The 26119-nt window shown below is 51.2% G+C and carries 18 protein-coding genes; 15 read left to right on the forward strand and 3 right to left on the reverse strand.

What is annotated here, in order from left to right; genetic code table 11:
• The first annotated feature begins 105 nt into the window (after positions 1–105).
• The 12 genes from PG862_RS07360 to cptIN all read left to right on the forward strand — a co-directional run bounded on the left by PG862_RS07360 (position 106) and on the right by cptIN (position 11866).
• Complete coding sequence (locus PG862_RS07360; protein ID WP_107001048.1) at positions 106–360, forward strand: HPr family phosphocarrier protein; 255 nt, start codon at positions 106–108, stop codon at positions 358–360.
• A gap of 132 nt (positions 361–492) precedes the next feature.
• A complete protein-coding gene (locus tag PG862_RS07365) occupies positions 493–3969 on the forward strand; it encodes a DNA polymerase III subunit alpha (protein ID WP_270706973.1) in 3477 nt (1158 codons plus the stop codon).
• A gap of 267 nt (positions 3970–4236) precedes the next feature.
• Positions 4237–5211 carry a 6-phosphofructokinase gene (gene pfkA / locus PG862_RS07370; protein ID WP_022359304.1) on the forward strand — a complete coding sequence of 325 codons (975 nt, stop codon included), beginning with the start codon at positions 4237–4239 and terminating at the stop codon, positions 5209–5211.
• Between the two features lie 143 nt (positions 5212–5354).
• The gene (locus PG862_RS07375; RefSeq protein ID WP_022359305.1) at positions 5355–5753 is read left to right on the forward strand and encodes a DUF6145 family protein; all 399 of its coding nucleotides are present in this window, start codon (positions 5355–5357) and stop codon (positions 5751–5753) included.
• A gap of 7 nt (positions 5754–5760) precedes the next feature.
• Positions 5761–6714 (forward strand): tRNA dihydrouridine synthase DusB, encoded by a 954-nt coding sequence (dusB, locus tag PG862_RS07380; RefSeq protein ID WP_107001046.1) that lies wholly within the window; start codon positions 5761–5763, stop codon positions 6712–6714.
• Between the two features lie 219 nt (positions 6715–6933).
• Complete coding sequence (greA, locus tag PG862_RS07385) at positions 6934–7416, forward strand: transcription elongation factor GreA (protein WP_107001044.1); 483 nt, start codon at positions 6934–6936, stop codon at positions 7414–7416.
• A gap of 12 nt (positions 7417–7428) precedes the next feature.
• Entirely contained in the window at positions 7429–9378 is a 1950-nt protein-coding gene (gene lysS / locus PG862_RS07390; protein ID WP_408639998.1) for a lysine--tRNA ligase, read from the forward strand.
• Between the two features lie 301 nt (positions 9379–9679).
• Positions 9680–10204 carry a flavodoxin family protein gene (locus PG862_RS07395; RefSeq protein WP_055176454.1) on the forward strand — a complete coding sequence of 175 codons (525 nt, stop codon included), beginning with the start codon at positions 9680–9682 and terminating at the stop codon, positions 10202–10204.
• A 153-nt stretch (positions 10205–10357) separates the two neighbouring features.
• A complete protein-coding gene (locus PG862_RS07400; RefSeq protein WP_270706976.1) occupies positions 10358–10912 on the forward strand; it encodes a zinc-ribbon domain-containing protein in 555 nt (184 codons plus the stop codon).
• Positions 10863–11102 (forward strand): hypothetical protein, encoded by a 240-nt coding sequence (locus tag PG862_RS07405; protein WP_333563196.1) that lies wholly within the window; start codon positions 10863–10865, stop codon positions 11100–11102. The genes PG862_RS07400 and PG862_RS07405 overlap by 50 nt, the downstream gene beginning before the upstream one ends.
• Positions 11103–11114: 12 nt before the next feature.
• Positions 11115–11270, forward strand: a complete 156-nt coding sequence (locus PG862_RS07410; RefSeq protein ID WP_181357217.1) for a hypothetical protein — start codon at positions 11115–11117, stop codon at positions 11268–11270.
• 116 nt (positions 11271–11386) lie between these two features.
• Positions 11387–11866, forward strand: a complete 480-nt coding sequence (gene cptIN, locus PG862_RS07415; protein ID WP_107001034.1) for a type III toxin-antitoxin system CptIN family toxin — start codon at positions 11387–11389, stop codon at positions 11864–11866.
• Between the two features lie 58 nt (positions 11867–11924).
• Here cptIN and PG862_RS07420 read toward each other — a convergent pair whose 3' ends face one another.
• The 3 genes from PG862_RS07420 to PG862_RS07430 are packed head-to-tail and all read right to left on the reverse strand — an operon-like array spanning position 11925 to position 16625.
• Positions 11925–13826, reverse strand: a complete 1902-nt coding sequence (locus PG862_RS07420; protein ID WP_270706979.1) for a sensor histidine kinase — start codon at positions 13824–13826, stop codon at positions 11925–11927.
• 1 nt (position 13827) lies between these two features.
• Complete coding sequence (locus tag PG862_RS07425; protein ID WP_270706981.1) at positions 13828–15900, reverse strand: hypothetical protein; 2073 nt, start codon at positions 15898–15900, stop codon at positions 13828–13830.
• Positions 15897–16625: a LytR/AlgR family response regulator transcription factor gene (locus PG862_RS07430; protein ID WP_181986181.1), complete on the reverse strand. Its 729-nt coding sequence runs from the start codon at positions 16623–16625 to the stop codon at positions 15897–15899. The genes PG862_RS07425 and PG862_RS07430 overlap by 4 nt, the downstream gene beginning before the upstream one ends.
• A gap of 203 nt (positions 16626–16828) precedes the next feature.
• Here PG862_RS07430 and PG862_RS07435 point away from each other — a divergent pair, with 203 nt between their 5' ends.
• From PG862_RS07435 to PG862_RS07445, 3 genes are read left to right on the forward strand one after another with little or no spacing between them, the layout of a single operon-like run.
• A complete protein-coding gene (locus tag PG862_RS07435; RefSeq protein WP_117794962.1) occupies positions 16829–17218 on the forward strand; it encodes a hypothetical protein in 390 nt (129 codons plus the stop codon).
• The gene (locus PG862_RS07440; protein ID WP_270706983.1) at positions 17193–17567 is read left to right on the forward strand and encodes a response regulator; all 375 of its coding nucleotides are present in this window, start codon (positions 17193–17195) and stop codon (positions 17565–17567) included. The genes PG862_RS07435 and PG862_RS07440 overlap by 26 nt, the downstream gene beginning before the upstream one ends.
• Entirely contained in the window at positions 17568–26066 is an 8499-nt protein-coding gene (locus PG862_RS07445) for an S-layer homology domain-containing protein (RefSeq protein WP_270706985.1), read from the forward strand. It begins immediately after the preceding gene.
• Positions 26067–26119: the final 53 nt, after the last annotated feature.

The raw sequence follows: 26119 nt of genomic DNA on the forward strand, positions 1-26119 counted from the left end.
TATTGTTCACAGGCAGGAATTTCCCGGATGGAAAATTCCGTGCGATACAGTAGTGGCAGCGGATTTTGCCGTTTTTTTCGAGCGGGGCTCGATGAGGAGGATATTATGACAAGTAAGGAAATCAGAATTGGTTTGAGTTCAGGTCTGGAGGCACGTCCGGCGGCGATGCTGGTGCAGGTGGCAAGCCAGTATGAGAGCAGCATCTATGTGGAAAGTGAAGAAAAACGCGTCAATGCAAAGAGCATCATGGGCATGATGACGCTGGGATTGGCAGAGGGCGCGCACGTAAAAGTAACGGCTGATGGCAGCGACGAGGAGAGTGCGATCGAGGGAATTGAGAAATATCTGAGCAATCAGTAGAAATCCAGATTTCTGACCGTTTTTCGGAAAGAGACAGGGGACGCAACAGTTAAACAAGAGCTTTGATAGACGAGGGGGTGTCGTTTCGCGGGAAATGGCAGTCCCTTAAAAGATCTGAATGGGAGGAAAAAGGTGGCATTTACACATCTGCATGTGCATACAGAGTACAGTCTGCTTGACGCATCGAGTAAAATAAAAGAACTGACCGCCCGGGCGAAGGAACTGGGGATGGACAGTCTGGCGATTACCGACCACGGCGTCATGTACGGCGTGATCGATTTTTACCGGGCAGCCAGAGAAAATGGGATCAAGCCGATCATCGGCTGTGAGATCTATGTGGCGCCCGGATCGCGTTTTGACCGGGAGGCGGGAAGCGGCGAGGATCGCTATTATCATATGATTCTGCTGGCGGAAAATAATACCGGCTATCAGAATCTGATGAAGATCGTCTCCAAGGGCTTTGTCGAGGGATTTTATTATAAACCGCGTGTGGATGACGAGGTGCTGAGAACCTACCATGAAGGCATTATTGCACTCAGCGCGTGTCTGGCGGGCGAGATCCCGAGGTATTTGTCGAGAGGCATGTATGAGGAAGCGTGCAAGTCGGCGCAGAAATACCGCGATATCTTTGGACCGGACAATTTCTTTCTGGAATTGCAGGATCATGGCATCCCGGCGCAGCGGACGGTCAACCAGGGCTTGATGCGGATGAGCCAGGAACTGCAGATTCCGCTGGTGGCGACGAACGACTGCCACTATATTTATAAAGAAGATGTGGAATCGCACGATATTTTGCTCTGTATCCAGACGGGCAAAAAAGTCACGGACGAGAACCGGATGCGCTATGAGGGCGGGCAGTTCTATGTCAAATCCGAGGAGGAGATGCGTGCGCTGTTTCCGTATGCCCAGGAAGCACTTGACAACACGCACAAGATCGCCGAGAGATGCAATGTCGAGATCGAGTTTGGCGTGACGAAGCTGCCGCAGTATGATGTCCCGGACGGATATACGTCCTGGGAATATCTGCAGAAGCTCTGCGGGGAGGGCTTTCACAAGCGCTACCCGAACGACGATGGGACGCTGCGGGAGCGCCTGAGGTATGAGCTGGACGTTATCCATTCGATGGGATATGTCGATTATTTCCTGATTGTATGGGATTTTATCCATTTTGCAAAATCAAACGGTATCATGGTCGGTCCGGGACGTGGTTCGGCGGCGGGCAGTATCGTCGCGTACAGTCTGGAGATCACGGACATCGACCCGATCCGCTATCAGCTGATTTTCGAGCGTTTCCTGAACCCGGAACGAGTTTCCATGCCCGATATCGACGTCGATTTCTGTTTCGAACGGCGTCAGGAGGTGATCGACTATGTCGTGCGGAAATACGGAAAAGACCGCGTCGTGCAGATTGTTACCTTCGGTACGCTGGCGGCAAAGGGTGTCGTCCGCGACGTGGGGCGCGCGCTCGATATGCCGTATGCACAGTGCGATGCGATCGCAAAAATGATTCCGGGTGATCTCGGCATGACGCTAGACAAGGCGCTCAAAGCCAGTCCGGATCTGCGTGAGGCGTATGAGTCGGATGATTCGGTCAAATATCTGATCGACATGAGTAAACGTCTGGAGGGGCTGCCGAGACATACCTCCATGCATGCGGCGGGCGTTGTCATCAGCCGTGCGGCGGTCGATGAGTATGTGCCGTTGTCCAGGGCATCTGACGGTTCGATCACGACCCAGTTTACGATGACGACGCTGGAAGAGCTGGGACTTCTGAAAATGGATTTCCTGGGTCTTAGAACCCTGACGGTTATTCAGAATGCGGTTCGCCTGGTGGAGAAAACGACCGGAAAACCGCTTGATATAGATAAGATCGATTACAACGATAAAAAGGTGCTGGATTCGATTGGAACCGGCAAAAATGACGGTGTGTTCCAGCTGGAGAGTTCCGGCATGAAAGGATTCATGAAAGAGCTAAAGCCGGAAAATCTGGAGGATCTGATCGCCGGTATTTCCCTGTATCGTCCGGGTCCGATGGATTTCATTCCACGTTATCTGAAAGGCAAAAATGACAAGGCTTCGATTGTCTATGAGTGCCCGCAGTTAGAACCGATTCTGGCGCCGACCTATGGCTGTATCGTCTATCAGGAGCAGGTTATGCAGATCGTGCGCGATCTGGCTGGCTATACCTGGGGACGAAGCGACCTGGTGCGCCGTGCGATGGCAAAGAAAAAAGCGGCAGTCATGGAGAAAGAACGCCAGAATTTCGTCTACGGCAATGCACAAGAGGGCGTAAAGGGCTGTATTGCGAATGGGATCGACGAGAAGACGGCGAACCATATTTACGATGAGATGATCGATTTTGCGAAATACGCCTTCAACAAGTCGCACGCGGCGGCGTATGCGGTTGTCTCCTACCAGACGGCATATCTGAAATATTACCATCCGGTCGAATTCATGGCGGCGCTGATGACCTCAGTCAAGGATAATGTTACGAAGGTATCGGAATATATCATGAGCTGCCGTCAGATGGGTATGAAGATCATGCCGCCGGATATCAATGAGGGCGAGGGCGGCTTCTCTGTTTCGGACGGCGCGATCCGCTATGGTTTATCGGCGATCAAGAGTATCGGTCAGTCGGTGGTGGATGAGATTGTGCGGGAACGGACCGAACATGGAAAATTCCGCTCGCTGGAAGATTTCATTGACCGGATGTCGGGCAGGGAGGTCAATAAGCGCACATTGGAAAGCTTTATCAAATCCGGTGCGATGGACGGGCTGCCGGGAACCCGCAAGCAGAAATGTATGGTCTGCGGCTCGATGGTCGATCAGAAGAATAAAGAGAAGAAAAATACGATGGAAGGGCAGATGTCGCTCTTTGATTTTGCAGCGGAAGAGGACAAGAAGAGTTTTCAGATCACATTTCCGAATGTCGGAGAGTATTCGAGGGAAGAATATCTGGCATACGAGAAAGAAATGCTGGGCGTCTACGTCAGCGGGCATCCGCTGGAGGAATATATCGGCACCTGGGAGAAAAATGTGACGGCGAAGAGCTCCGATTTTGTTGTGGATGAGGAGACCGGTTCGGCGGTGATTCACGACGGCGCGTATGTGACGATCGGCGGAATGATCACCGAGAAAACGGTTAAGACGACCCGGAATAACAAGATGATGGCGTTCCTGACGGTGGAAGATCTGGCGGGAAGTGTGGAAGTGCTGGTATTCCCGAAGGATTATGAAAAACGGCGCGATATGCTGATCAAGGATGAAAAAGTCTTTATCCGCGGGCGCGCATCGGTCGGCGATGAGCCGGTCGGAAAACTGATCTGCGAGCAGATTATCCCATTTTCGCAGGTGCCGCGCGAGCTGTGGATTCAGTATGCGGACAAGGACGCGTATCTGGCGGGAGAGAAAGAACTTCTCGACCTCCTGAAAACAAGTGATGGAAATGACACCGTGATCATTTACCTGGGACGTGAGCGCGCGAAAAAGGTTCTGCCGCGCAACTGGAATGTGCGGGCAGGCGAGGCGCTGGTGACGACGCTCAGCGAGATGCTGGGCGAGAAGAACGTCAAGGTGGTGGAGAAGCCGCTGGGGAAGATTTCTTCATAAGTGTTAAAATTTGCATTGGACATTGAAAGTTTTGGTAACTGGGCACGTATGTGTGAACAGTAACACGCTTTGGCGACATGTTAAAAAAATATCATAAAAAATCTTGAAATGACCTATAAAATGAATTACAATAAAATTGTTTGAAAATTGTGGTAGCACGCAGTGCAGAACAATTTGGTATCAGAAGGGTCAAAAGATTCGAAAATAAAACGGCTGGTTCACGGTTGGGGATGTGAAGCGGAAAGCCTTAGGACGGAGGAATAAGCGATGGCAAAAGAGGTTAAAACGATTGGTGTACTGACAAGCGGCGGCGATGCGCCGGGTATGAATGCAGCGATCCGTGCGGTGGTCCGGACGGCGATCAACAAGGGCATGAAGGTAAAAGGTATCATGCGTGGTTACGCTGGACTTTTGCAGGAAGAGATTGTGGACATGGACGGAACCAGCGTGGCAGATACGATTGGCCGTGGCGGTACGATCTTATACACAGCCCGCTGTCCGGAATTTATGACCGAGGAAGGTCAGAAGCGCGGCGCAGAAATCTGCCGCAAGCACAACATTGACGGTCTGGTCGTCATCGGCGGTGATGGTTCCTACCGCGGCGCCGGAAAGTTATCCGCGCTGGGAATCAATACGGTAGGTCTTCCGGGCACGATCGATCTGGATATTGCCTGCACCGATTATACGATCGGGTTTGATACCGCGATCAACACGGCGATGGAGGCGATCGATAAGGTAAGAGATACTTCCACCTCCCATGAGCGCTGCAGTATCATCGAGGTTATGGGACGCCACGCGGGATATATCGCCCTGTGGTGCGGTATCGCTAACGGCGCCGAGGATATTCTGCTTCCGGAGCGGTACGATGGCAATGAGCAGATGCTGATCAACCGCATCATCGATAACCGGAAACGTGGCAAGAGACATCATATTATCATTAATGCCGAGGGCATCGGACATTCCGCGTCGATGGCGAAGCGAATCGAGGCGGCAACCGGCATCGAGACACGTGCGACGATCCTTGGTTATATGCAGCGAGGCGGCGCGCCGACCTGTAAAGACCGCGTCTATGCGTCCATCATGGGCGCCAAGGCGGTGGAGCTGCTGGAAAAAGGAAAGACCAACCGCGTGGTAGCGTATAAGCACGGCGAGTTTCTGGATTTTGATATTCAGGAGGCGCTGAATATGAAGAAGGATATTCCGGAAGATCAGTATGAGATTAGTAAGCTGCTGATTCGTTAAGGAATTTGATGGCTGCTTGTGAGATGGGCTGGCATATGAACGGAGAACAGGCTTCTCAGGGATAAAGGGAGAGCCTGCTCTCCGTTCGTGCGTCAGCCCTGTTTGTGGGCAATGGAAAATGAAACAGATGGAGGTGCAAGAAAATGGCAGAAATGCAGAATCCCAATACAGATGGGGACTCCACCGTACTCTGCGGTGCGAATTCGTATGTGGAAAAATATTATCTGAATGAGCAGTTTTCGGGGCTGCCGGAGTCAATTAAGCAGGAATTGCAGATCATGTGTGTTATGTACACAGAGGACATCGGCGGTATTATTTTGCTGGAGTTTATGCCGGATGGCAGACTGCAGTTTAAGGTTGAGGCGGAGGAGAATGATTACCTCTTTGACGAGATCGGAAGCGCGCTTAAAATCAAGCAGTATCAGGCGGAGAAGCGTGAGCTGCTGGAATCGCTGGAGCTGTATTATAAGGTGAAGGTGCTGGGAATCCCGGCGGACGAACTGTTAGACGACGAGCAGATGGAACGGTATCAGGAAGATTAGAAATAAAATGAAGATTGGAAACGTAGAATTAAAAAATGCAATCGCCCTTGCGCCGATGGCAGGTGTGACGGATCTGCCGTTCCGTCTGCTCTGTAAGGAGCAGGGATGTGGTTTGATGTACACGGAGATGGTCAGCGCGAAGGCGCTTCTTTATAAGAACCGCAATACAAAGCCGTTATTAGAGACGCGGCCGGAAGAAGAGCCGGTTGCGGTGCAGCTGTTTGGCTCAGATCCGGAGATCATGAGCGAGATGGCGCTGCAGCTGGAGGAAGGACCGTATGCCATCATCGACGTCAACATGGGTTGTCCGGTGCCAAAGATTGTCAATAACGGCGAAGGTTCGGCACTGATGAAGGATCCGAAGCTGGCAGAGCAGATTTTGACGGCGATGGTAAAGAAACTTCATAAACCGGTTACGGTCAAATTCCGCAAGGGATTTAATGATTCGAATATCAATGCGGTTGAGTTTGCGAAGATGGCAGAGAGCTGCGGCGTGGCGGCGGTAGCCGTGCATGGACGGACGAGAGAGCAGTATTATTCCGGAAAGGCGGACTGGGACATTATCCGTCAGGTCAAAGAGGCGGTTTCAATCCCGGTCTGGGGAAACGGTGATGTATTTACACCGGAAGATGCCAAGAGAATGAAGGAAGAAACCGGCTGCGACGGCATCATGGTGGCGCGCGGCGCGAAAGGAAATCCATGGCTGTTTAAACGGATTCTCCACTATCTGAAAACCGGAGAACTTCTGCCGCCGCCGACTGCGGAGGAAGTAAAGAGGATGATTGTCCGCCATGGGACGCTTCAGACGGAATTTCGCGGCGAGGAGATCGCAATGCGGGAGATGCGTAAGCACGTGGCATGGTATACGGCAGGATTTCCACATTCGTCGGCGCTTCGCAATGATATAAACCAGGTGGAGACGCTGGAGGAGCTGGAACGGCTGGTGGATGAGAGAATTTAAGAGAAGGATGAATGTGTGGAATCAAAACGATGGTTGTGTTACATGGATGGACGAAATCGAAAGGCACAGAAAAAGCACGAAAATGCAGGATTTTCCCTTGTTTTTAAAGCCATTATGGCACTTTGTGATTCTTGACATTACACCAAGAATCATGTATAATAGTGCGATGCAATTATTAGGGGATTCAATGATGAATCGATAGAAGGAAGGATAGCTGTCATGGCAGAAAAGAAGAACATTTTAACTTACACAGGATTGAAAAAGTATGAAGATGAACTTCATGATCTGAAAGTAAATAAACGCCAGGAGATCGCACAGAAGATCAAAGAGGCGAGAGAGCAGGGCGACCTGTCTGAGAACGCTGAGTATGATGCAGCAAAAGATGAACAGAGAGACATCGAGGCAAGAATCGTAGACCTTGAGAAACTGTTGAAAAACGCAGAGGTTGTTGTTGAGGATGAGATCGATCTGGATAAGATCAGCATCGGATGCCAGGTAAAGGTACTGGACGTCGAAGAGGATGAAGAGATGGAATTTAAGATCGTAGGTTCCACCGAGGCAAACAGCTTAGATGGTAAGATCTCCAACGAGTCTCCGGTTGGTCGTGCCCTGCTTGGCAAGAAAGCTGGCGAGACCGTAGACGTAGAGACACAGGCGGGCGTTATCCAGTACAAGATCCTGGACATCCAGCGAGTATCATAAAGAGACGAAGGAGTGAAAGAGAAAGTGGCAGAGCAGAATCAGCAGAATAAGAACGAGGAGAAGGACTTAAATCAGTTATTAAAGGTGCGTCGCGAGAAACTGAAAGACCTTCAGGACAACGGAAAGGATCCGTTCCAGATTACAAAATTTGATGTAACTGCACACAGCAGCGAGATCAAGGATAACTTTGAGCAGATGGATGGCAAAGAGGTTACGATCGCAGGACGTATGATGTCCAAACGTGTGATGGGTAAGGCATCTTTCTGCAATGTGCAGGATTTAAAGGGCAATATCCAGTCTTATGTTGCCAGAGACAGCGTAGGCGAAGAGGCTTATAAAGATTTCAAGAAGATGGATATCGGTGATATTGTCGGAATCAAAGGTACCGTATTCCGCACCAAGATGGGAGAGATCTCCGTTCACGCAGAGTCCATCGTACTGCTGTCCAAGAGTCTGCAGATTCTGCCGGAGAAATTTCACGGACTGACCAACACGGATATCCGTTATCGTCAGAGATATGTGGATCTCATCATGAATCCGGAAGTAAAAGACACTTTTGTAAAACGTTCTCAGATCCTCAAGGAGATCCGCAATTTCCTGGATGGACGCGGATTTATGGAAGTGGAGACCCCGATGTTGGTAGCTAATGCCGGCGGTGCGGCTGCACGTCCGTTTGAGACCCATTATAATGCTCTGGATGAAGATGTAAAACTGCGTATTTCTCTGGAACTCTACTTAAAGAGACTGATCGTAGGCGGCTTAGAGCGTGTTTACGAGATTGGCCGTGTATTCCGTAACGAGGGTGTTGATACCCGTCACAACCCGGAATTTACCCTGATGGAGCTGTATCAGGCATACACCGACTACGAGGGCATGATGGAACTGACCGAGAGTATGTTCCGCTACCTGGCTGAGAAAGTCTGCGGAAGTTCTGTCATCAGCTATAACGGCACTGTGATTGATATGTCCAAGCCGTTCGAGCGCATCACCATGATCGATGCAGTTAAGAAATACTCCGGCGTTGATTTCAACACCGTTAAAACTGACGAGGAAGCAAAGGCAATCGCAAGAGAGCACAATGTTGTATTTGAGGAGCGCCATAAGAAGGGTGATATCATCAACCTGTTCTTCGAGGAGTTCTGCGAGGAGAAGATGATTCAGCCGACCTTCGTTATGGATCACCCGGTTGAGGTATCTCCGCTGACCAAAAGAAAACCGTCCAATCCGGAGCTGGTTGAGCGCTTCGAGATGTATATCTACGGCCGCGAGATGTGTAACGCATACTCTGAGTTAAATGATCCGATCGATCAGAGAGAACGTTTCAAAGCACAGGAAGAGGCTTTTGCTGCTGGCGATGAGGAAGCAAATCATACGGATGAAGACTTCCTGAACGCACTGGAGATCGGTATGCCGCCGACAGGTGGTATCGGATACGGTATCGACCGTCTGGTTATGCTGCTGACCGATTCCCAGGCAATCCGTGACGTACTGCTGTTCCCGACAATGAAGTCACTGGACGCTGATAAGAAAGCTTCCAAGACTTCCGAAGCAGCTCCAGCAGAGGCTGAAAAACCGGTTGAAAAGATTGATTTTTCTAAGGTAAAAGTCGAGCCATTGTTTGAAGAAATGGTTGACTTTGATACATTCAGCAAGTCAGATTTCCGTGCAGTAAAGGTTAAAGAGTGTGTTGCAGTACCGAAGTCAAAGAAACTGTTACAGTTTACTCTTGATGACGGAACAGGCACAGACAGAACCATTTTAAGCGGTATTCACGCTTATTATGAGCCAGAAGAGTTAGTTGGAAAGACACTGATTGCAATCACAAATCTGCCACCAAGAGCCATGATGGGAATTGATTCTTGTGGAATGTTACTTAGTGCAATCCATGAGGAAGAGGGCGAAGAAAAACTTCATCTTCTGATGGTTGATAACCATATTCCGGCAGGTGCAAAGCTCTATTAAGATGAGAAACTGAGCCTTGCGGCGGTGTGCGCTTGCGAACACCGACATAAGGCGAAAAACGCACGGAGACGCCAGTCGACGTGATGTAAAGATGTACCGTTTTACCGAATAGACGGGATGTACTTCATTTGATAAAAAACTAAAAAAACAGCGATTTACATCAAACTTACATCAATTGATGCAGAAATCGGTGCAAGCAAGAAAAAATCGCATAATTAGTGCAATGAGTGGGCAATTCCAATCGGAGTTGCCCATTTTTAAAACAAACAGAAATACAAATCGGAAGTTGGAGGATACACGCATGAAAATTGTAATCATTAATGGAAGTGCCAGAAAAGGAAATACGCTGGCAGCAATCAATGCATTTATAAAAGGAGCGTCAGAAAAGAATAAAATTGAAATCATTGAACCCGACAAACTCAACATTGCACCATGCAAGGGATGTGGTGTCTGTCAATGCTCTAAGGGATGCGTCGACAAGGATGATACAAATTCTACAATTGATAAAATTGCTGCCGCAGATATGATTCTTTTTGCTACACCAGTTTATTGGTGGGGAATGTCAGCACAATTGAAACTTATCATTGATAAGTGCTACTGCCGTGGATTGCAGTTAAAAAACAAAAAAGTTGGCACAATTGTTGTAGGTGGTTCTCCCGTAGGCAGTATCCAGTATGAGCTGATTGATAAGCAGTTTGACTGTATGGCAAAATATCTTTCATGGGATATGCTTTTCAAAAAATCATATTATGCAACAGCCAGAGATGAACTTGAAAAAAATAAGGATTCCATGAACGAACTTGAGTGGATCGGAAAAAATTTATAAAGCACACACCAAATTCCAGTTTGCCAACTTGCCCTTTGAGAGAGGAGAAATCCTTTTCTCAAAGGGTTTTTTCTATTTATACGGATATTCGCAAACTACAAGATAAAGCCAAAACTTCATATACTCTAAGCACAAGGAGGTTGAGGTTTGGCTATGAACAACAGTTTAGCAGAAGTACACCCGGAGCTTGTTTCGGAGTGGTCGGAGAAGAACTTACCGCTTACACCTGATGACATTACTTTCGGTTCAAATAAAAAAGTATGGTGGAGAGGTGCTTGCGGTCACGAATGGCAGACAAGCGTTAAGGCTCGTTCTAATGGAGAAAAATGCCCAATATGTTCCGGTGCGAGAGTGATTGCAGGTATTAACGATTTGGCGACATTAGAGCCATTACTGGTAAAACAGTGGTCGAAAAAGAATAAGATAAAACCGACAGAGGTTTCTATTGGTTCTCATAAGAAAGTGATTTGGAGATGTGAGAAAGGACACGAGTGGGAAGCTGCCGTTAAGAGCAGAACGATAAATAGGACAGGCTGCCCGTATTGTTCCCATAATAAAGTGTTGGCAGGATTTAATGACCTTGCAACGCTTCTGCCGGATATAGCTGCCGAGTGGTCGGACAGAAATTATCCTTTACTTCCGACTCAGGTTACGGTCTTTGCCAATCGTAAGGCTTGGTGGAAGTGTAAGGATTGCGGCAGAGAGTGAACACTCTTATGAGCCGGAACAGCTTGTTGGAAAGACATGCGTAGCGATCACAAATCTTCCTACCAGAATGATGATGGGAATCCCATCAGAAGGAATGTTGATTTCAGCAGTGTATGAGTATGACGGACACGAAGGATTGAATCTGCTTATGTTAGATGACGCAATTCCTGCTGGGGCTAAGCTGTATTAAGAAAGTAAATGCATGTATTTTACGACAGAGTTACGACAAATGATGAGCTATGATATAGTAAAAAATATTTCTAAACTTAAAAAACAGGTTGCTAAATTCAGAGAAACTGTATATACTAAAGATAGAAGTAAATGTTTGCCGCTTGCTGATGGTGCGGGGTATAAATAATTCAGTTCGTAAATGAAGCCACTTGCTATACAGGTGGGATAAAAATAGTATAGTTTGTAAATGTTCCCCATCAGTGAATGCTGATGGGGAATTTTATCACATAGGAAAGGTTATTTATGGAGATACAACAGGGATATTCGTATCATATCAAGGATGAATTTTTTGACTTGGTTCAGGATAAATATTTGATGAGTAATAAGGAACAGGGGAACTATCGTCCTCATTACTATGCAATTCAGGATAGAAAAAATCCAAAATTGTATTGGATGATACCAATTAGCTCACAAGCTGAGAAATACAAGGAAATCGTTGAAAAGAAAAAGAAACGATATGGTAAATGCAATACGATAGTGATTGGATTATTTGCAGGGAAAGAAAATGCTTTTTTGATACAGAATACATTTCCTGTTATTGAAAAATATTTTGACCATGTTCATACGATTCAGGAACAGCCTGTAACGATACATAAAAAGTTGGATAAGGTACTTGTTGAAAATCTGAATGAAGTATTGGCTATGTATAATCGTGGAATAAAATTGACTTTTACGGGTATTAAAGCGATTAGGAATATTATGGAAGAAGAACTTGGAAAATAGAGAGGACACCATTGCTTATGCAAATGTAAGTAATGGTGTCCTTTTGTATGAGCAATGTTTATAAACCCACTGTAATTCCAACAAGAAAGGATTCCTCACCAGGAACAAGATCGAGATCACCGCCATGGCTTTCAATGATTTTTCGGACAGAGGAAAGCCCGATTCCATGATCAGCAGATGTACCCTTTCGGGAGAGGAATGTTTTTCCCTCTTGCAAGGCCAGACCGTCGTAAGTGTTTTCAATCTTCAAAAAGTACATATTGCCTCTGGTTTCGCCTGCAATGAAAACGCGGCGCACCCCTTGCTTTTGGCGGCTGCACGCCTCAACGGCATTGTCCAAAAGATTGCCCAGCACCGTACACAGTTCCACATCGGTAAGCGGCATCTGCTCGGGAAGATCGAGCCGCACCTGAAATTCTGTCCCTTGTGTCTGCGCCATGCCGTAGTAGTATTCAATCAGTGCATTTACGACGGGATTTTTGCAGAACTGGGCAGGGGAGTGACCCGATGATGCCGCAACCTGTTCCTCTACCTGTAACAGGAAGGAGCAGATCTCCGTCTGCCCACGTTCAGAGGCCATGCGGTCTATGGTGCGCAGATGGTGTTTGATGTCGTGGATCAGCCTTCTGTTTTCTGCCGCTGCTTCAGAAACCTGACGGCTGTATTCGGTCTGCATAGAAAGCTGACGGATGACCTGCTTGCGTTCTTCCTGGAAAATCAGGCTGTTTCCATATCCTTCTATCACATCGCGCCAGAGGGAATAACCGATGGCTGCTGCTATGAAAAAGCTGCCCCATTCCAAAAACCAACCGCCGATAACCGGCTCATAAACCGGCAGAAGGCGATCCCATATAAAGGCGCAGGTTGCGGCTGCCGCAGCATAGAAGATCGGCCTGCTCCGTTTTTCTCCTCTGTGAATGGCAAGCACAGCGATGATAAGCAGATAGAGCGCAGATGCCGCCTTATAACAAAAGACCGATGCAGAGAAAAAGCGAATGGCTCCAAGGGAGAGATGGGAAGCCATCATGCCATACACAAACGCATATACCAGAAAAGCAGCGCCCACCCCATTACTGATGGCCGCAGGCAGGAAGCCCGGTCTGCATATCCGGTTTTGCAGAACTACGATCAGCCAGGTAACCAGATAGATACAGAACAGTTCAATCGTGTACCAGAGGAATACGGGAACCGCAGCCAGCATATGAAGCACAGGATAGGATGACAGGCCGCACATGGCAAGGCAGATCAGTCCGAACAGGAATGTATTTTTCTGTTTCATCCGGCGGCTGAAATAAAAGGACAGCAGCGCACAGACAAAGGTAACTGTACAGCTGAACAGGCAGAATGCAAACCGGATTCCTCTGGTTGTATTGACCGCCAGCATCGTTCCGAAAGCAGGCGGATAGACAATCCCTCCGTAAAAGTGGTCATAGTTGCTGACCGCTATGGTGAGTGTGACCGGTTTTCCGCCATGAAAAGTGACCATGCGGTTTTGAACCAATGGTGTCCCCTGTGACGGTTCCCCCATTTGCAGGATCAGGTCATGATCCAGATAAAGGTTGTAAGCAGAAAACACTTCCGGGATTTCCAGCGCATATGTTTCCTTCCGTTCCGGCAGAAAGAATGTCATCTGATAAGTCCCGCAGCCATAGGGAGAAGGGTTTGCAGGGCTGGAGAAATTGGTCTGCTCTCCGATGGAAAGGTAGCGCATATAATGGCTTTCATCCCGTATTTCTTCCGGGGTCAAAAGCGCGTCAGGATAAAATGCCCAGCCGGATACCAGAAAGCGCACCGGTGACTTTTGAAGTTCTTCCTCAGAAAGCGCCAGAATCCCATTTGCCGCCTGGATTGTGTTCTGGCTATATTTATTATTGAACTGATACAGGCCAAGAAAAAACAGGGATGAGCACAGGCAGACCATACATAAGGCCGCATATTTTTTTACCGCAGAAGATACCATCTTATTTTCGCCTCCTCCTTAGGAAAAACACACCGGCAGACAGAAGAAGCAGACAGGCCGGAATCAAAAGGAGTATGGGCGACCGGCTATGCTCTGTGTCGGCGGCCCGTGCCAGGGAAACGGCATCTTCCTTTCCAATAATGGTGTATGCCCCTGTATGGCTGATCTGAAAGGAAACGGCTTTTGCCGCATCGTCATAACCGGTCATGGGAATTTCCACGCCGCTTTCATCACAGAGGAACAATGTGCCGGCTGCCGGGTCATTTGGACAGGGCAGCATGACAGAAACATCCGGCAGGGAGCTGAGTGCAGTTCCATTGATGGAAAACGAAAAAGAAAAACCGCCGTCCGTATCCGTTTGGATGATGACTTCAATCTGATCTTCGTTTTGGATGCCCTCCGGCAAGGCGTCTTTTGGTATGCTGATGGTGATTCCCTGTTTGGAAAAGACGGCTCTTTGCTCCCCTGTTTGCAGCATCATCAAAAAGCGCGTGCCGGAAATCCGGTCGGTGGTTTCATCGGAGAACTCTGAAAACGCGGAGTTTTGGGAATCTGCGCCTTCCTGGGGAACGGTCATAGCGCTTTGCACTGAATCTTTCCTGTTTTTCGATTCCGGTATAGTCGGTTCATCGGAACCAGCGTCTGGTTCTAATGCTTCCTCTGCATCACCGTTTGTCTGTTTCGATGGGAATTCTTCTTTATCTATGGAATCATCCTTTCCAACCCAGGATGGCTCGGAAAGCTTGTGATCCGTAGGCTTATTTTCTCCGCTGACCGGTGGTGCTTTTTCAGAATCATCGGAATTCGTTCCACCGCCATTTGTTGCAGGCGGTTTTGGAGGCTTTGTGGAGGGCCTGTCTGCGAAACCGTCATCCTGATCGTCGGTATCTTCAGGAGGCGATTGAATGATGGTATCGGGTGGATTCCCGCCTGCATCCCCTCCATCCCGGTCGCCTTCATGATACCCTTCAAGGACAATTTCATCTGCGTAGGTAAAGGACAGGATGCCGGTCTGTCCGCCGTCATAATCAACCTGAAGGCGGTAGCTGCTGCCCGGTGCCAGCAGACGGGTGGCAATCGAGAGCATTTCCTGACCCACATAAACGCCACTTTCCAGACGGTTCCATGAACCGTTGTTTTCGGACAGCCATATACTGACCTTGTCCAGATTCCCCGGAGGTGTAACCCAGGGAAAATAAAGGCTTCCTCTGCGAACCAGGAAGCAGTTGATGTCTGGGCTGCCCGGAGCCTGAACAGAAACAGGAATTGAAATTTCAGGGAAATCGACACGATCCGCAAATATGGTATTTTCCGGTGCAGTCAGCCTTCCTGCTGCATGGTACAGTCCCACAGTATTCAAATCAATACCAGAAAAATCCCATTCCACCACAGCGGTGTAGCTGGTTCCATTTTCCGCATAGCATTCCAGATAGTAAGGGGAAAAGGCAAACAAATTTTCCAGCGTTTCGGTTTCGCTGCCCTCTTGAACCGCAAACGCGTCCGTATAAGGATACCATTGCTCTATGGAGGTGATGACAGCAGGCGGCATTTCTTTCACCCGGACGGAAATCTGAAGCTCCTGCAAGACAGCTTCACCAAAGGCATACCCCTCCGGCAGTTCAATCCGGCCTGCTGCGGTATATTTGCCTGGAGTGGTCTGGTCAATGTCCGAAAAATCCCATGCGACAGAAAATGTTTCCTGCCGGATTTCTTCACCTGCTGTTACCGTGGCGCAGACGGTTTGATACCGAAGGGCCAGCTGATAAATTTCCTCCAGGTCATCATCAGACGATGTGGTTCTAAGGGGCAGGGTGAAATCTGGCAGGAAGAGCAGTTCGTCTTCCTTTTGTATTTCTGTGACAAGGACGAGGGATACTTCTTCCGATGCTTCCGGGGTTTTGCTCTCCAGTGTCCCTGGAGTCTCGCTTTCTAAATCCGGCAAAATCTCCCTTCTTTCATCGGCATTGGATGGGGTTGCAGTTTCGGCGGCAAATGCTGGGATACTGCAGGTGAAGCAGAGGAGACAGGCCAGACAGCCCTCCAGAATACGCCTGTGCATTTGCTTCATTCTCATACGATACCCCCCATTCCAGAGAAAACATATTGACGGTAGGTTTCCCGCAGCTGTTTTCCATTGCGGAGGGCAATCGGAAGTTCCTCCCCGTTTATCAAACGGAAGGTCTGACTGTCAACCTGGCTGATGTAATCCATGTTGATTAAAATGCCCCGGTAGCAGGGCAAAAAACGCTTGTCCTTCTGCAATGCGGCAGTAACCTCCTGAAAGCCTCCGCTTACCGGTATCACGCGTTCTGCCGTATGAATCCGTGTCATACGGTTTTGATAATCTATGTATAGAATCTTCTCTGTGGGAAGTTCCAGCTTTTGACGGTCAGCCATAACCGAAAGTGTCATCACTTCATAGGGCGGTTTTAGCTGGCACAGCTCCATCGCTTCTTCAAAATCTGCCTGATGGAGCGAAAGCGGCTTCAGCAGATAATAGCTGGCGGACAGGCTGTACCCCATCCGGGCATAATCTTCTGTAATGGTCAGAAAAACAATCTTACAAAGCCTGTTTTTCTGGCGCAGCCTTCTGGCGGCCTCTATTCCATCCATGTTCTCCATATAGATGTCCATAAAGACAAGCTGAAAATTGACCTGGGCGGCAGCTTTCAGAAAATTCTCTCCGTCCTCAAATTCTGTCAGCGTATAGTCCAGCTGATGCTTTTTCATATAATTTTCCAGGCAGGCAGACAGTTCTGCTCTGTCCTCTGCTCTGTCATCCACAATCGCAATCTGCATCGTGCCATCTCCTTTGCACAATAATCCAATATTAGTATAACATAAAACCGCAGGAAAAAACTTGCGTCTTAAACAGGAAACCTGCGTCTTAAACAAAGTCGGTTGCATTTCTCTTGGCAAGATGCTACTCTAATTATATTACCAGACTTTCCGATGAGAAGGTCTGGTTTTTTTATTTTTCTTTTCAGGAAAGGAGGCTCAGCATGAAAATCGCACTTTGTACGGAATTAAGGAATGCAGAATGGTTTGAGAGCAGGCTGCGCTCCCTTTTTGCTGGGGACGGACAGCTTGTCATCGACGAGCTATGGAATGAGAAGCAGCTATCTCAGGCACTGCGGCGGAGCCGCTACCATGCGGTTGTCATCGCCATGACCGGGGCAAGGGGATTGGAGGCTGCCATTCAGGCAAAGCAGCTGGCACCGGAAACACCGCTTGTCTGGTGGAGCGATGATAAAAACTTCGCCCTGATCGCGTATCACCTGCGTATCCCTGTGTTTCTTCCGGCAGACTGCTCCGATCAGGAGCTATATGAGGCGATAAAACCCATCATGAAATGGAGGTGCGAAAATGCGAATTGCGCTATGCAGTTATAGCCAGAAAGAAAAAGAAACCGCTTTGCTGATGAAGCTGGGCAAAGTAGACCGCTTTGATAACGGCGTGTTTTGTACCTATGCCATGCAGCGGGATGGGCCTTATGATGCTGTGGTGGTCATGGAGGACGGAGCCAGGGGGATGAATTTCTGCATGAGCATACGAGGGTACAGCAGGGATGTCCCTCTCCTGTGGATTAGCGACCAGGCAGAGTTTGAACCCCAAAGCCGCAGGCTGCAGGTGGACACCTTTTTGGTGAAGCCTGTGACGGAATATCAGCTGCGGGAGGCGGTATCCCAGCTGCTTCAGAAAACAACGAGAAGGAACGAACCGCGTGAGGAGGATGAATAAATGATATGGAAATGGAAACGGCCGGCCGCATTTTTACTGGCGGCGGCAATGATTTTTACGATGCCGGGAGTTCCGGCATCTGCGGTGGAAGCGGGTGCGTCCGCCGTCCATACGGGCTTGTGTGAGCATCACCCGAAACATACAGAGGACTGCGGATATACGGAAGGAACCGAAGGGGCAGCCTGTGAACATGAACATACTGAGGATTGCTACACCCTTGTGGAGAAGTGTATCCATAAACATGACGAAAGCTGTTACCCTGTTTTGGAAGGCAGCGTATCAGAAAATACGGCGACCCCATCTGAAGCAGAGGAGGCCCAGCCGATTGCGTGTACCCATAAATGCAGTGAGGAAAGCGGCTGTATCACAAAAGAATTAAGCTGCCCTCATGAACATGACGATACCTGCGGCTACATTCCGGCCACAGAGGGGACGCCCTGCAGGTATACCTGCGAGCAGTGCAATTCTCAGGACAGCGGGCTTGTTCCCGGCGTGTCCGGGAATGCTCCGGTGGAGTGCATCTGCGAAACCCGCTGTGAGAAAGAGGAGGTCAATTCCGACTGTCCGGTCTGCTCTGCGGAAGATGCAGACCTCTCCGCCTGCAAAGGCACAGCGGAAGCCGCCTGCATCTGTGAGAAATTATGCGGCGCTGATGCTGTGAACCCTGAATGCACCGTCTGCTCTGCTAAGGGTGCAGACCTCTCCGCCTGCCTTGGAAAAGAGGAGGCGGTGCTGGCTGTGCAGGCACTCATTGACGCCCTGCCTGAAACAGTCACGGAGGACAATGCGACCGAAATTGAGGAGCAGCTGAAGACTATTGATGCAGAAATAAAGGCCCTCACCGATGAGCAGGCCGCCAAGCTGGACATGACGCGCTATAACGCCGTTTGTGCGGCGCTGGCTGCGTTTGCGCTGCCGCAGGCCGATCATACCCACTGCGTCTGCGGCGGGAATGGAGATGTCAACGGGCACGAACATGACACTGCTGGCACAGAGTGGACAACTACCGATTCCCTGCCTGATTCTGTTGGCAACTATTATCTGACGAAGTCCGTGTCGGAGAACTGGACTGTGCCAACGGACGGCGAGGTCAACCTCTGCCTGAACGGGCAGACGATCAACGGTAAAATCACCGTCGGCAGCGGCGCGACGCTGACGCTGACTGACTGCTCCGACAGCGGCAGGGTTCAAGGCGAAGTGCTCGTCAATGGCGGCAAATTGGAACTGTACAGCGGCACGATCACCGGCGGCGTGCAGGTCGGTAAAAAGGGCGCCGACTATCAGACCGGCTCGTCCTTTACCATGTATGGTGGAGCGATTACCGGTAATGAAGACTACGGCGGTGTGTTCCTTGTCGGCACGACGAATCATATCGACCCGCCGAGCTTCACCATGCACGGCGGCACCATTTCCGATAACACTGCGGGTGCGTCTGACGGCGGTGGCGGCGGCGTATATGTGGGTGAGAAGTGCAGCTTCACCATGGACGGCGGCACCATCACCGGCAACACGGCAACCGCCGGCAACGGCGGCGGCATCTATATCCACTTTAACGCCGGCAATGTTTCGATCTCCAACGCCACGATCACCGGCAACAAGGCGTCCGCCACGGGGGATACAAGGTATGGCCACGGGGGCGGCATTTATTCGGAGAGAGGGGTAACCGTCAAGAATGTGACGATCACCGGAAACAACAGCACCTTTGCGGGCGGCGGCATCTATGGAAAGGGCGCTATTACCCTCACCGATGCTACCGTTACCGACAACAATCAATATGACGTTTACTACGACGGAACAGAAAGCACAAACCCTAAACTTACCGTTTCCGGCTCGGTGAAGGCCGGCTATTACGCCAATTATGATTGGAAGCTGCCCATTCTTGTATCAGGCGCATTGAGTGAGGATTCGGTCATCCGTGTGGGCGTGCGTGAAGGCATAAATCCTGGGGCCATCGCCGAACCGGCAAGCGGCGTGACGCTCAGCGCTGAGAACTTCAAGGCGGACGCCGCCGACAGCGTGACCAGCCTGGGCAATGACGGCAAGGTCTATCTTGTGCCCTGCACGCACGAGATGGACGATACCGGCTACACCTGCAAGAAGTGCAAAACGCAATTCGACGCGCGCGTGGGCGATAGCGCCTATTATAAGACGCTGACGGATGCGTTTAATGCAGCCAGAGGCAGCACCGTGACGCTGCTGCGGAATGTGACGCTCACAGGAAATTGCTCTTCTGAGAACTACTCAGCGACGCTGGATCTGAATGGCAAAACTGTCAGCACCGAGAATAAATACATTCATGTCGGAGGCGGGAACAAGTCCAATACTCTGACGGTCAAGGATTCTAGCAAGGGCGGCGGGACGCAGGCGCTCAATGTCAAGTTTTCGGTTGGGTCCAACGGAACGCTGGCGGTTGACGACTCCTACACCGGCGAGATTTCGCGCGTGGAGCTGCAGGCCGGCGGCGCATTGGAGCGCTTTGGCGGCAAAATCGGCGAGTTGGTTTTAAGCAATGCTGCGTATGGCTCCACAAGTACGGGCTATGTCCTGAAGCTGTGGAAGGGCAATACAAACGCCTGCACCATCGGCAAGATCACGGATAACACGAAGAGCAAGAGCCTCACCGTTAACGACCTGCTGGGAACCGACTACGCGAAGTGCGAGCTGTACGGCGAAAAGGACGGCGCTTGGAGCATCGTTCCCAAGACGGAGAAAATCTCCGAACTGACCGGCTATACAGCGTACAAGGTGCAGTTCACGGAGTGCGTCCATCAGTGCGCCGATGACAGCAACCCTGTGTGCTCTGTGTGCCACAAGGACCTGTATACGAAGATCACCGCCAAGGCCGCTGACGGCACGACCAAGACTGCCTACTTCACGGAAGACAGTGCGCTGGAAAACGGCTATGTAGAGGCCATCCAGACCTTGAACGGCTGGAGCAATGAGGGCTGCACCGAGCCGACGCTGACCCTGCTGCGGGATATGCCTTACGGCACCTCCATAACGCTGACCGGCATGCTGACGCTGGAGGGCGGAACGCACACCGCCAGCAATGTGACGGTCGCTGAAAACGCGAATGTGACCTTTGCCAGCGGCAGCTATAAAGGTGCGACCATCAACGGCACGGCGACGGTGGAGGCGGGCGTCACATTCACCACCGCCTCCGTCACGGTGAACGGTACGCTGAATGCCAAGGGCGGTACCTTCAATGGTCCTGTCAAATTCAACGGCAGCAGCATCGCGAACATCAGCGGCGGCAGCTTTAATAATGAAAAGAAATATGGCGGCGTTGAGTTTGACTACAATGTCACGGGGACGATCTCCGGCGGCACGTTTGTCTTCGCGGATTTTTACACCACCAAAGTCAAGCTTTCCGGCGGCACATTTACGATGATCAAAACCAACGGCGACCGCAAACTCGCCGACCTGCTGGCGGAGGGCGCGGCGTATTACGGAGCAAGTGATAATCAGGCTGTGACCAATGATAGCGTGAATACGCTGGAAAATGTCAAGGTCGTGTCGCATACGCACGACGGCGGCAAGGACGGCAAGGGCACTTGCAGCATCTGCGGCAAGCAGATGGCGGCGTCGCTGACCGTCGGCGACAAGACGAGCTGGTACACGGCCTTTGCCTCGGCCATTGAGGCGGCGAACGCGGCGGACGGCGAAAAGACCATCACGCTGTATCAGGATGTGAATGGCTATGCCGGCGGGCAGTCGACCACCTATGAGCTGACCAACGGGCCGGTGACGCTGGCGACCGGCGGGAAAAGTGTCACAAGAGCAAACCTCACCGCCAAGGGCATTTCTCTGACGGTCACGGGCAGCAACGGAGGCTTCAATGTGTCGGTGGACGGCAAAGACGCGGAATTGACCGTCAACGACAAGGATACGAGGCTCGCCATTGTCACGGCGCAGAACGGCGGAAAGCTTTCGCTGAGCAACGGCACCTTCAGCCGTGTGGCTGTAAAGGACGGCAGCAGCGCCAGCCTCAGCGGCGGCAGCTACGGCGAGATTACGAGCGATGCCGGCTATGTCAAGCCCTACGCGCTGCTGGCGAAGGGGTACGCTTACAAAAAAACAAAGGATAACCAATGGCTCCCCAACGCCAATTCAATCCCGTCAGAAGTCACCGTTGAAAAAGCGCCCTTCGCGGTCGAAAAGATTTATCCGAATAACGATACGAACTACACCGAAAACTCGGCGTTTACGACGGACGGCAATATCACGCTGACTGCGGTAATCGCGCCCGAAACGGAGGGCGTCACCTACTACTACTGGTGGGAGCGGTTTGACGAATCAAGCAAAGACTGGACCACGAAATTAAACGATGTTAATACTGCGACGCATACCGGCGGGCAGAGCAAGACGCTCACGATTTCCGGGCTGCCCGTAGACAAGAGCTATCAGTACCACATTTACGTCCAGTGCAGCAATGGCTACAATTGCTACAGCGAGCCGTTCACCGTGACCCGGCATCAGCATAGCTGGACGTACACGGCAAGCGACGCGACCATCACTGCCAAGTGCAGCCAGGACGACGCCAGCGGCGGCAGCGTGACCATTGCGGCCCCCGCCGAGCTGACCTACAACGGCAGCGGCAAACCCGCCACGGTGACTGCAAGCAGAGATTGGCAGGGTCCGGCGGTGGATAAGATTACCATCAGCTACACGAAGACGGGCAAGTATGGTCCAGAGAAATTGGAAAACGACGCGCTCCCCACGAATGCCGGCACCTACACCGCCAGCATCACCATGGGCAGCGCCACCGCCAGCGTGACCTATACCATTGGCAAAGCTACCCCCAAGGCGGAGGACTTCACCTTCACCGCCCCGACAAGCCTGACCTATGACGGCAATGTCAAGAGCGCGACAGTTTCTCCCGCAAAGGCCGGTACGGGCGAGGTCATCGTAAAATACTACGATAAAGACGGTCAGGAAGCCACGCCTAAGAACGCGGGCGAATACACCGTCAAGATCGATGTAACCGAGAGCACGAACTATGCTGCGGCCAACGGCCTGACGGCGGATAGCTGGAAGTTTAGCATCACCAAGGCGGCCGCGCCCACGATGCAGCCCATAGAGCTGACCGTTATCAACGGGCTGGCAAAGACTTACTTGGTCAATCTTCCCGCGTTGCCGATGCTGGGCGATAATTGTAAGTACGGCTCCATCAAATATGAGGCCTGCAACTTCAATCTGATTGGAGAGGGCGGCTACGCAAATTCGACGGCAATGATCACATCAAACGATGAGTTCCAGTTGACTGTCCCGGCTGTCGAATCTCAGACCGAAGGTTCCGTCGGAACCGTAGGCGTCAAGATCACCACGGACAACTATCAGGACATGCTCCTGACCGTTAAAGTCATCGCGAAGAACAAGATCGTTCCCGTGCTGGACGGCGAGATCACCGCAACGCCAATCACCTTTGGCCAGATCCTGCGCGTCAGCACCATTACTGGCACGATGAAAGACGACGGCAAGACGGTCGAAGGCACCTTCGAGTGGACGAATCCTAGTACCAAGCCCGACAAAGCCGGCGACTATCAGGCTGAGTGGATATTCACCCCGGCGGAGGGCTATGAGGAATACGCGACCGCGACCGGAACTGTGACCATCAAGGTGAACAAGGCTACCCCCACCTTCAACGCTCCCACGGCGCAGGAAAATCTGACCTATACCGGACAGGAGCAGGCGCTGATTACTGCGGGCAGTGTGACCAGCGGTGGCACCATGCAGTACAGCCTGACCGAGAACGGCACATACAGCCCGGACATCCCTACCGGCACCGATGCCGGAGCATATACCGTGTGGTATCGGGTGATTGGCGATGCAAACCACAAAGATACCGCACCCGCCAGCGTGGAGGTCAGCATTGGAAAGAAACCGCTGACGATCGCCGGGGTAACGGCTGCGTCCAAGCCCTATGATGGCACGACAAACGCGGACATCTCCAGCGTGACCTTCGACAACGTGACCTTGAACCGAGGCACAGACTACACCGTCACCGCCAACTTTGACGATGCCGGTGTGGGCAACGGCAAGAACATCACTGCCACAGTGACCCTGATGGGGCAGGCCGCGAAGAATTACGCCCTGGAGCAGAGCAGCTTCACCACGACTGGCAACATCATCAAGGCCGCTGCGCCTGACTTCGCCAAGGAAACTGGGCTCGTCATTGTAAACGGCCACGAAAAGACCTACACTGTGACGCTCCCCGCCCTGCCCACGCTGGAAACGCCCAAAGAGTACGGTGCGCTCACCTATGAGATCGGCGGAATCACACTGGATGGCAGCTACTACACCGACGGTGCGAAGGTGGAAAACGGCAAGCTGACCCTACCGATTCAGAAAAATGACGTGGAAACCACCGGCTCTGTGGGCACAGTGACCGTGGTAATCAAGAGCACAAACTATGAGGACATCACGCTGACCGTCAATGTCAATGCGACCAACAAGCTTGTCCCCACTGTTACGGCACCTACGGTCAATACACTGACCTACAATGGTGCAGAACAGGCTCTGGTTACAGCGGGCAAGACCACTGGCGGCACAATGCTCTACCGGCTTGGCGATTCTGAGTGGAGTGAGCAGATCCCCACAGCGAAAAACGCCGGGGAATACACTGTTTGGTATAAGGTTCAGGGAAACGCAGAGTACGCAGATGTGCCAGAACAGAACGTGACTGTGACCGTAGCGAAGAAAGTGATCACCGTTACGGCGCTTGATCAGAGCGCCTACACCGGCAGCACCGCGCCCGATCTGAGCAGCCCGGAAGCAGATAAGGATTACAAGATGGAAGGTCTGGTTGGTGCAGATACCCTGAGCGGCACGGTAACGCTGGACTACGCACAGACACCGGATATGAGTAAAACCGGAGAAACCGCAATCAACATCACTGGTACGCTGTCAAATGACAACTATGAGATCACCTATGTTTCTGGAACGTTGACTGTTTCCAAGCAATCTTCCAGCGACGGCGGTTCCTCCTCTGGTGGTTCGGGCAGCGGTGGAGGCTCATCCTCCGGCGGTTCTAACGGTTCCGGAAGCAATGATAACACCAACCAGCCGGAAGCCCCTGTCACCGGTGAAACCAAACCCATACAGCCGGATAAAAACGGCAATGCGGCAGTGGACAACAGCTCTGTCCAGTCCGCCATCGACAAGGCCAAACAGGATGCGAAAAAGAATGGTACAGCCGAAAACAGGATTGCCGTTACCGTTCCCATCACCTCGGCGGCACGCCAGACCTCTTTTAACGTGACCATCAAGGCGCAGACACTGGATCTGCTGGTTAAAGAAAACGTCCGGCAGTTTACCGTAGCAACAGACCATCTGGTTTCGGTTACTATCGGCCTGGATACTCTGAAGCAGTTGGATACCGCCTCCGCTGGCGGAGACATCATTCTCCGGGCAGATAAGGTGGATGCACTGCGTTCCACCGAGGCCAAAGCCACCATCGGCACAAGACCGGTCTATGACCTGTCACTGGTCTACCTCTCCGGCGGCAAAGAAACACCGATTGCCAACTTAAATGGTCACACTATATCGGTGCGTTTGCCCTACACACCGGCAAAGGGTGAGCAGACAGGTAATCTCTATGCAGTCTATGTAGATGACGCTGGCAAGGTGGAATGGATCACCAAATCCAGCTACAATGCCAGCCTGAAAGCGGTGGTTTTTGAAACCGGTCATTTCAGCGTTTACGGCGTGGGCTACAAGAACCCTGCCCCGGCCTTTACCGATATTACCGGCCACTGGGCAGCAGATAACATCCTCTTTGCAGCCAGCCGGGGACTGCTCTCCGGCACCAGCGACACCACCTTTAGCCCGGACACCGGCATGACCAGAGGAATGTTTGTGACAGCTCTGGGGCGGTTGGCGGGCATCAACCCGGACAGTTACCAGACCGGGAAATTCACCGATGTGAAAGCCGACGCTTACTATGCCCCCTATGTGAACTGGGCGGCGCAGACCGGTATTGTGGAAGGCGTTACTGACACCACCTTTGCACCGGACACCAACATCAACCGGGAACAGATGGCGGTGATTATGAAAAATTATGCTGCAAAGCTGGGCTATGACCTGCCCCAGACCTTGAAGGCTGTGACCTTTGCGGACAACACACAGATCAGCAGCTGGGCGAAGGATGCGGTCAAGTCCATGCAGCAGGCGGGCATCCTGGCCGGGAAGGTAAACAACCGCTTTGATCCCAAGGGAACCGCCACCCGCGCCGAGGTCGCCACGGTTCTGCGGCGGTTTGTGGAAATCGTCATTGACCCGCAGGCCGCAAACGGCTGGCAGCAGAATGACAGCGGCCAGTGGAACTATTACAGAAACGGGGAGTCAGTGAAGGGCTGGCTCTCCGAGGATCAGAAGTGGTACTGGCTGGACAAGGTCACCGGAATAATGTTTGCCGGAGACTGGAAGCAGATTGATGGTAAGTGGTACTACTTCTATGCAGACGGGACGATGGCGGTGAATACCGCATCCGACAGATGAAAAATGAACCCGTAATGTAATGCAAAAATAATATCAATAAAGAGGGATGTGAA

The sequence above is a fragment of the Clostridium fessum genome, assembly GCF_027698965.1.
Classification (GTDB): Bacteria; Bacillota; Clostridia; order Lachnospirales; family Lachnospiraceae; genus Otoolea; species Otoolea fessa.

Coding starts and splice junctions, on each gene's coding strand:
- PG862_RS07425 (WP_270706981.1), bottom strand. CDS start 15,900: ATGAGAATGAAGCAAATGCACAGGCGTATTCTGGAGGGCTGTCTGGCC.
- PG862_RS07375 (WP_022359305.1), top strand. CDS start 5,355: ATGGCAGAAATGCAGAATCCCAATACAGATGGGGACTCCACCGTACTC.
- PG862_RS07445 (WP_270706985.1), top strand. CDS start 17,568: ATGATATGGAAATGGAAACGGCCGGCCGCATTTTTACTGGCGGCGGCA.
- pfkA (WP_022359304.1), top strand. CDS start 4,237: ATGGCAAAAGAGGTTAAAACGATTGGTGTACTGACAAGCGGCGGCGAT.
- greA (WP_107001044.1), top strand. CDS start 6,934: ATGGCAGAAAAGAAGAACATTTTAACTTACACAGGATTGAAAAAGTAT.
- dusB (WP_107001046.1), top strand. CDS start 5,761: ATGAAGATTGGAAACGTAGAATTAAAAAATGCAATCGCCCTTGCGCCG.
- PG862_RS07400 (WP_270706976.1), top strand. CDS start 10,358: ATGAACAACAGTTTAGCAGAAGTACACCCGGAGCTTGTTTCGGAGTGG.
- PG862_RS07440 (WP_270706983.1), top strand. CDS start 17,193: ATGCGAATTGCGCTATGCAGTTATAGCCAGAAAGAAAAAGAAACCGCT.
- PG862_RS07410 (WP_181357217.1), top strand. CDS start 11,115: ATGTATTTTACGACAGAGTTACGACAAATGATGAGCTATGATATAGTA.
- cptIN (WP_107001034.1), top strand. CDS start 11,387: ATGGAGATACAACAGGGATATTCGTATCATATCAAGGATGAATTTTTT.
- PG862_RS07395 (WP_055176454.1), top strand. CDS start 9,680: ATGAAAATTGTAATCATTAATGGAAGTGCCAGAAAAGGAAATACGCTG.
- PG862_RS07435 (WP_117794962.1), top strand. CDS start 16,829: ATGAAAATCGCACTTTGTACGGAATTAAGGAATGCAGAATGGTTTGAG.
- PG862_RS07360 (WP_107001048.1), top strand. CDS start 106: ATGACAAGTAAGGAAATCAGAATTGGTTTGAGTTCAGGTCTGGAGGCA.
- PG862_RS07430 (WP_181986181.1), bottom strand. CDS start 16,625: ATGCAGATTGCGATTGTGGATGACAGAGCAGAGGACAGAGCAGAACTG.
- PG862_RS07420 (WP_270706979.1), bottom strand. CDS start 13,826: ATGGTATCTTCTGCGGTAAAAAAATATGCGGCCTTATGTATGGTCTGC.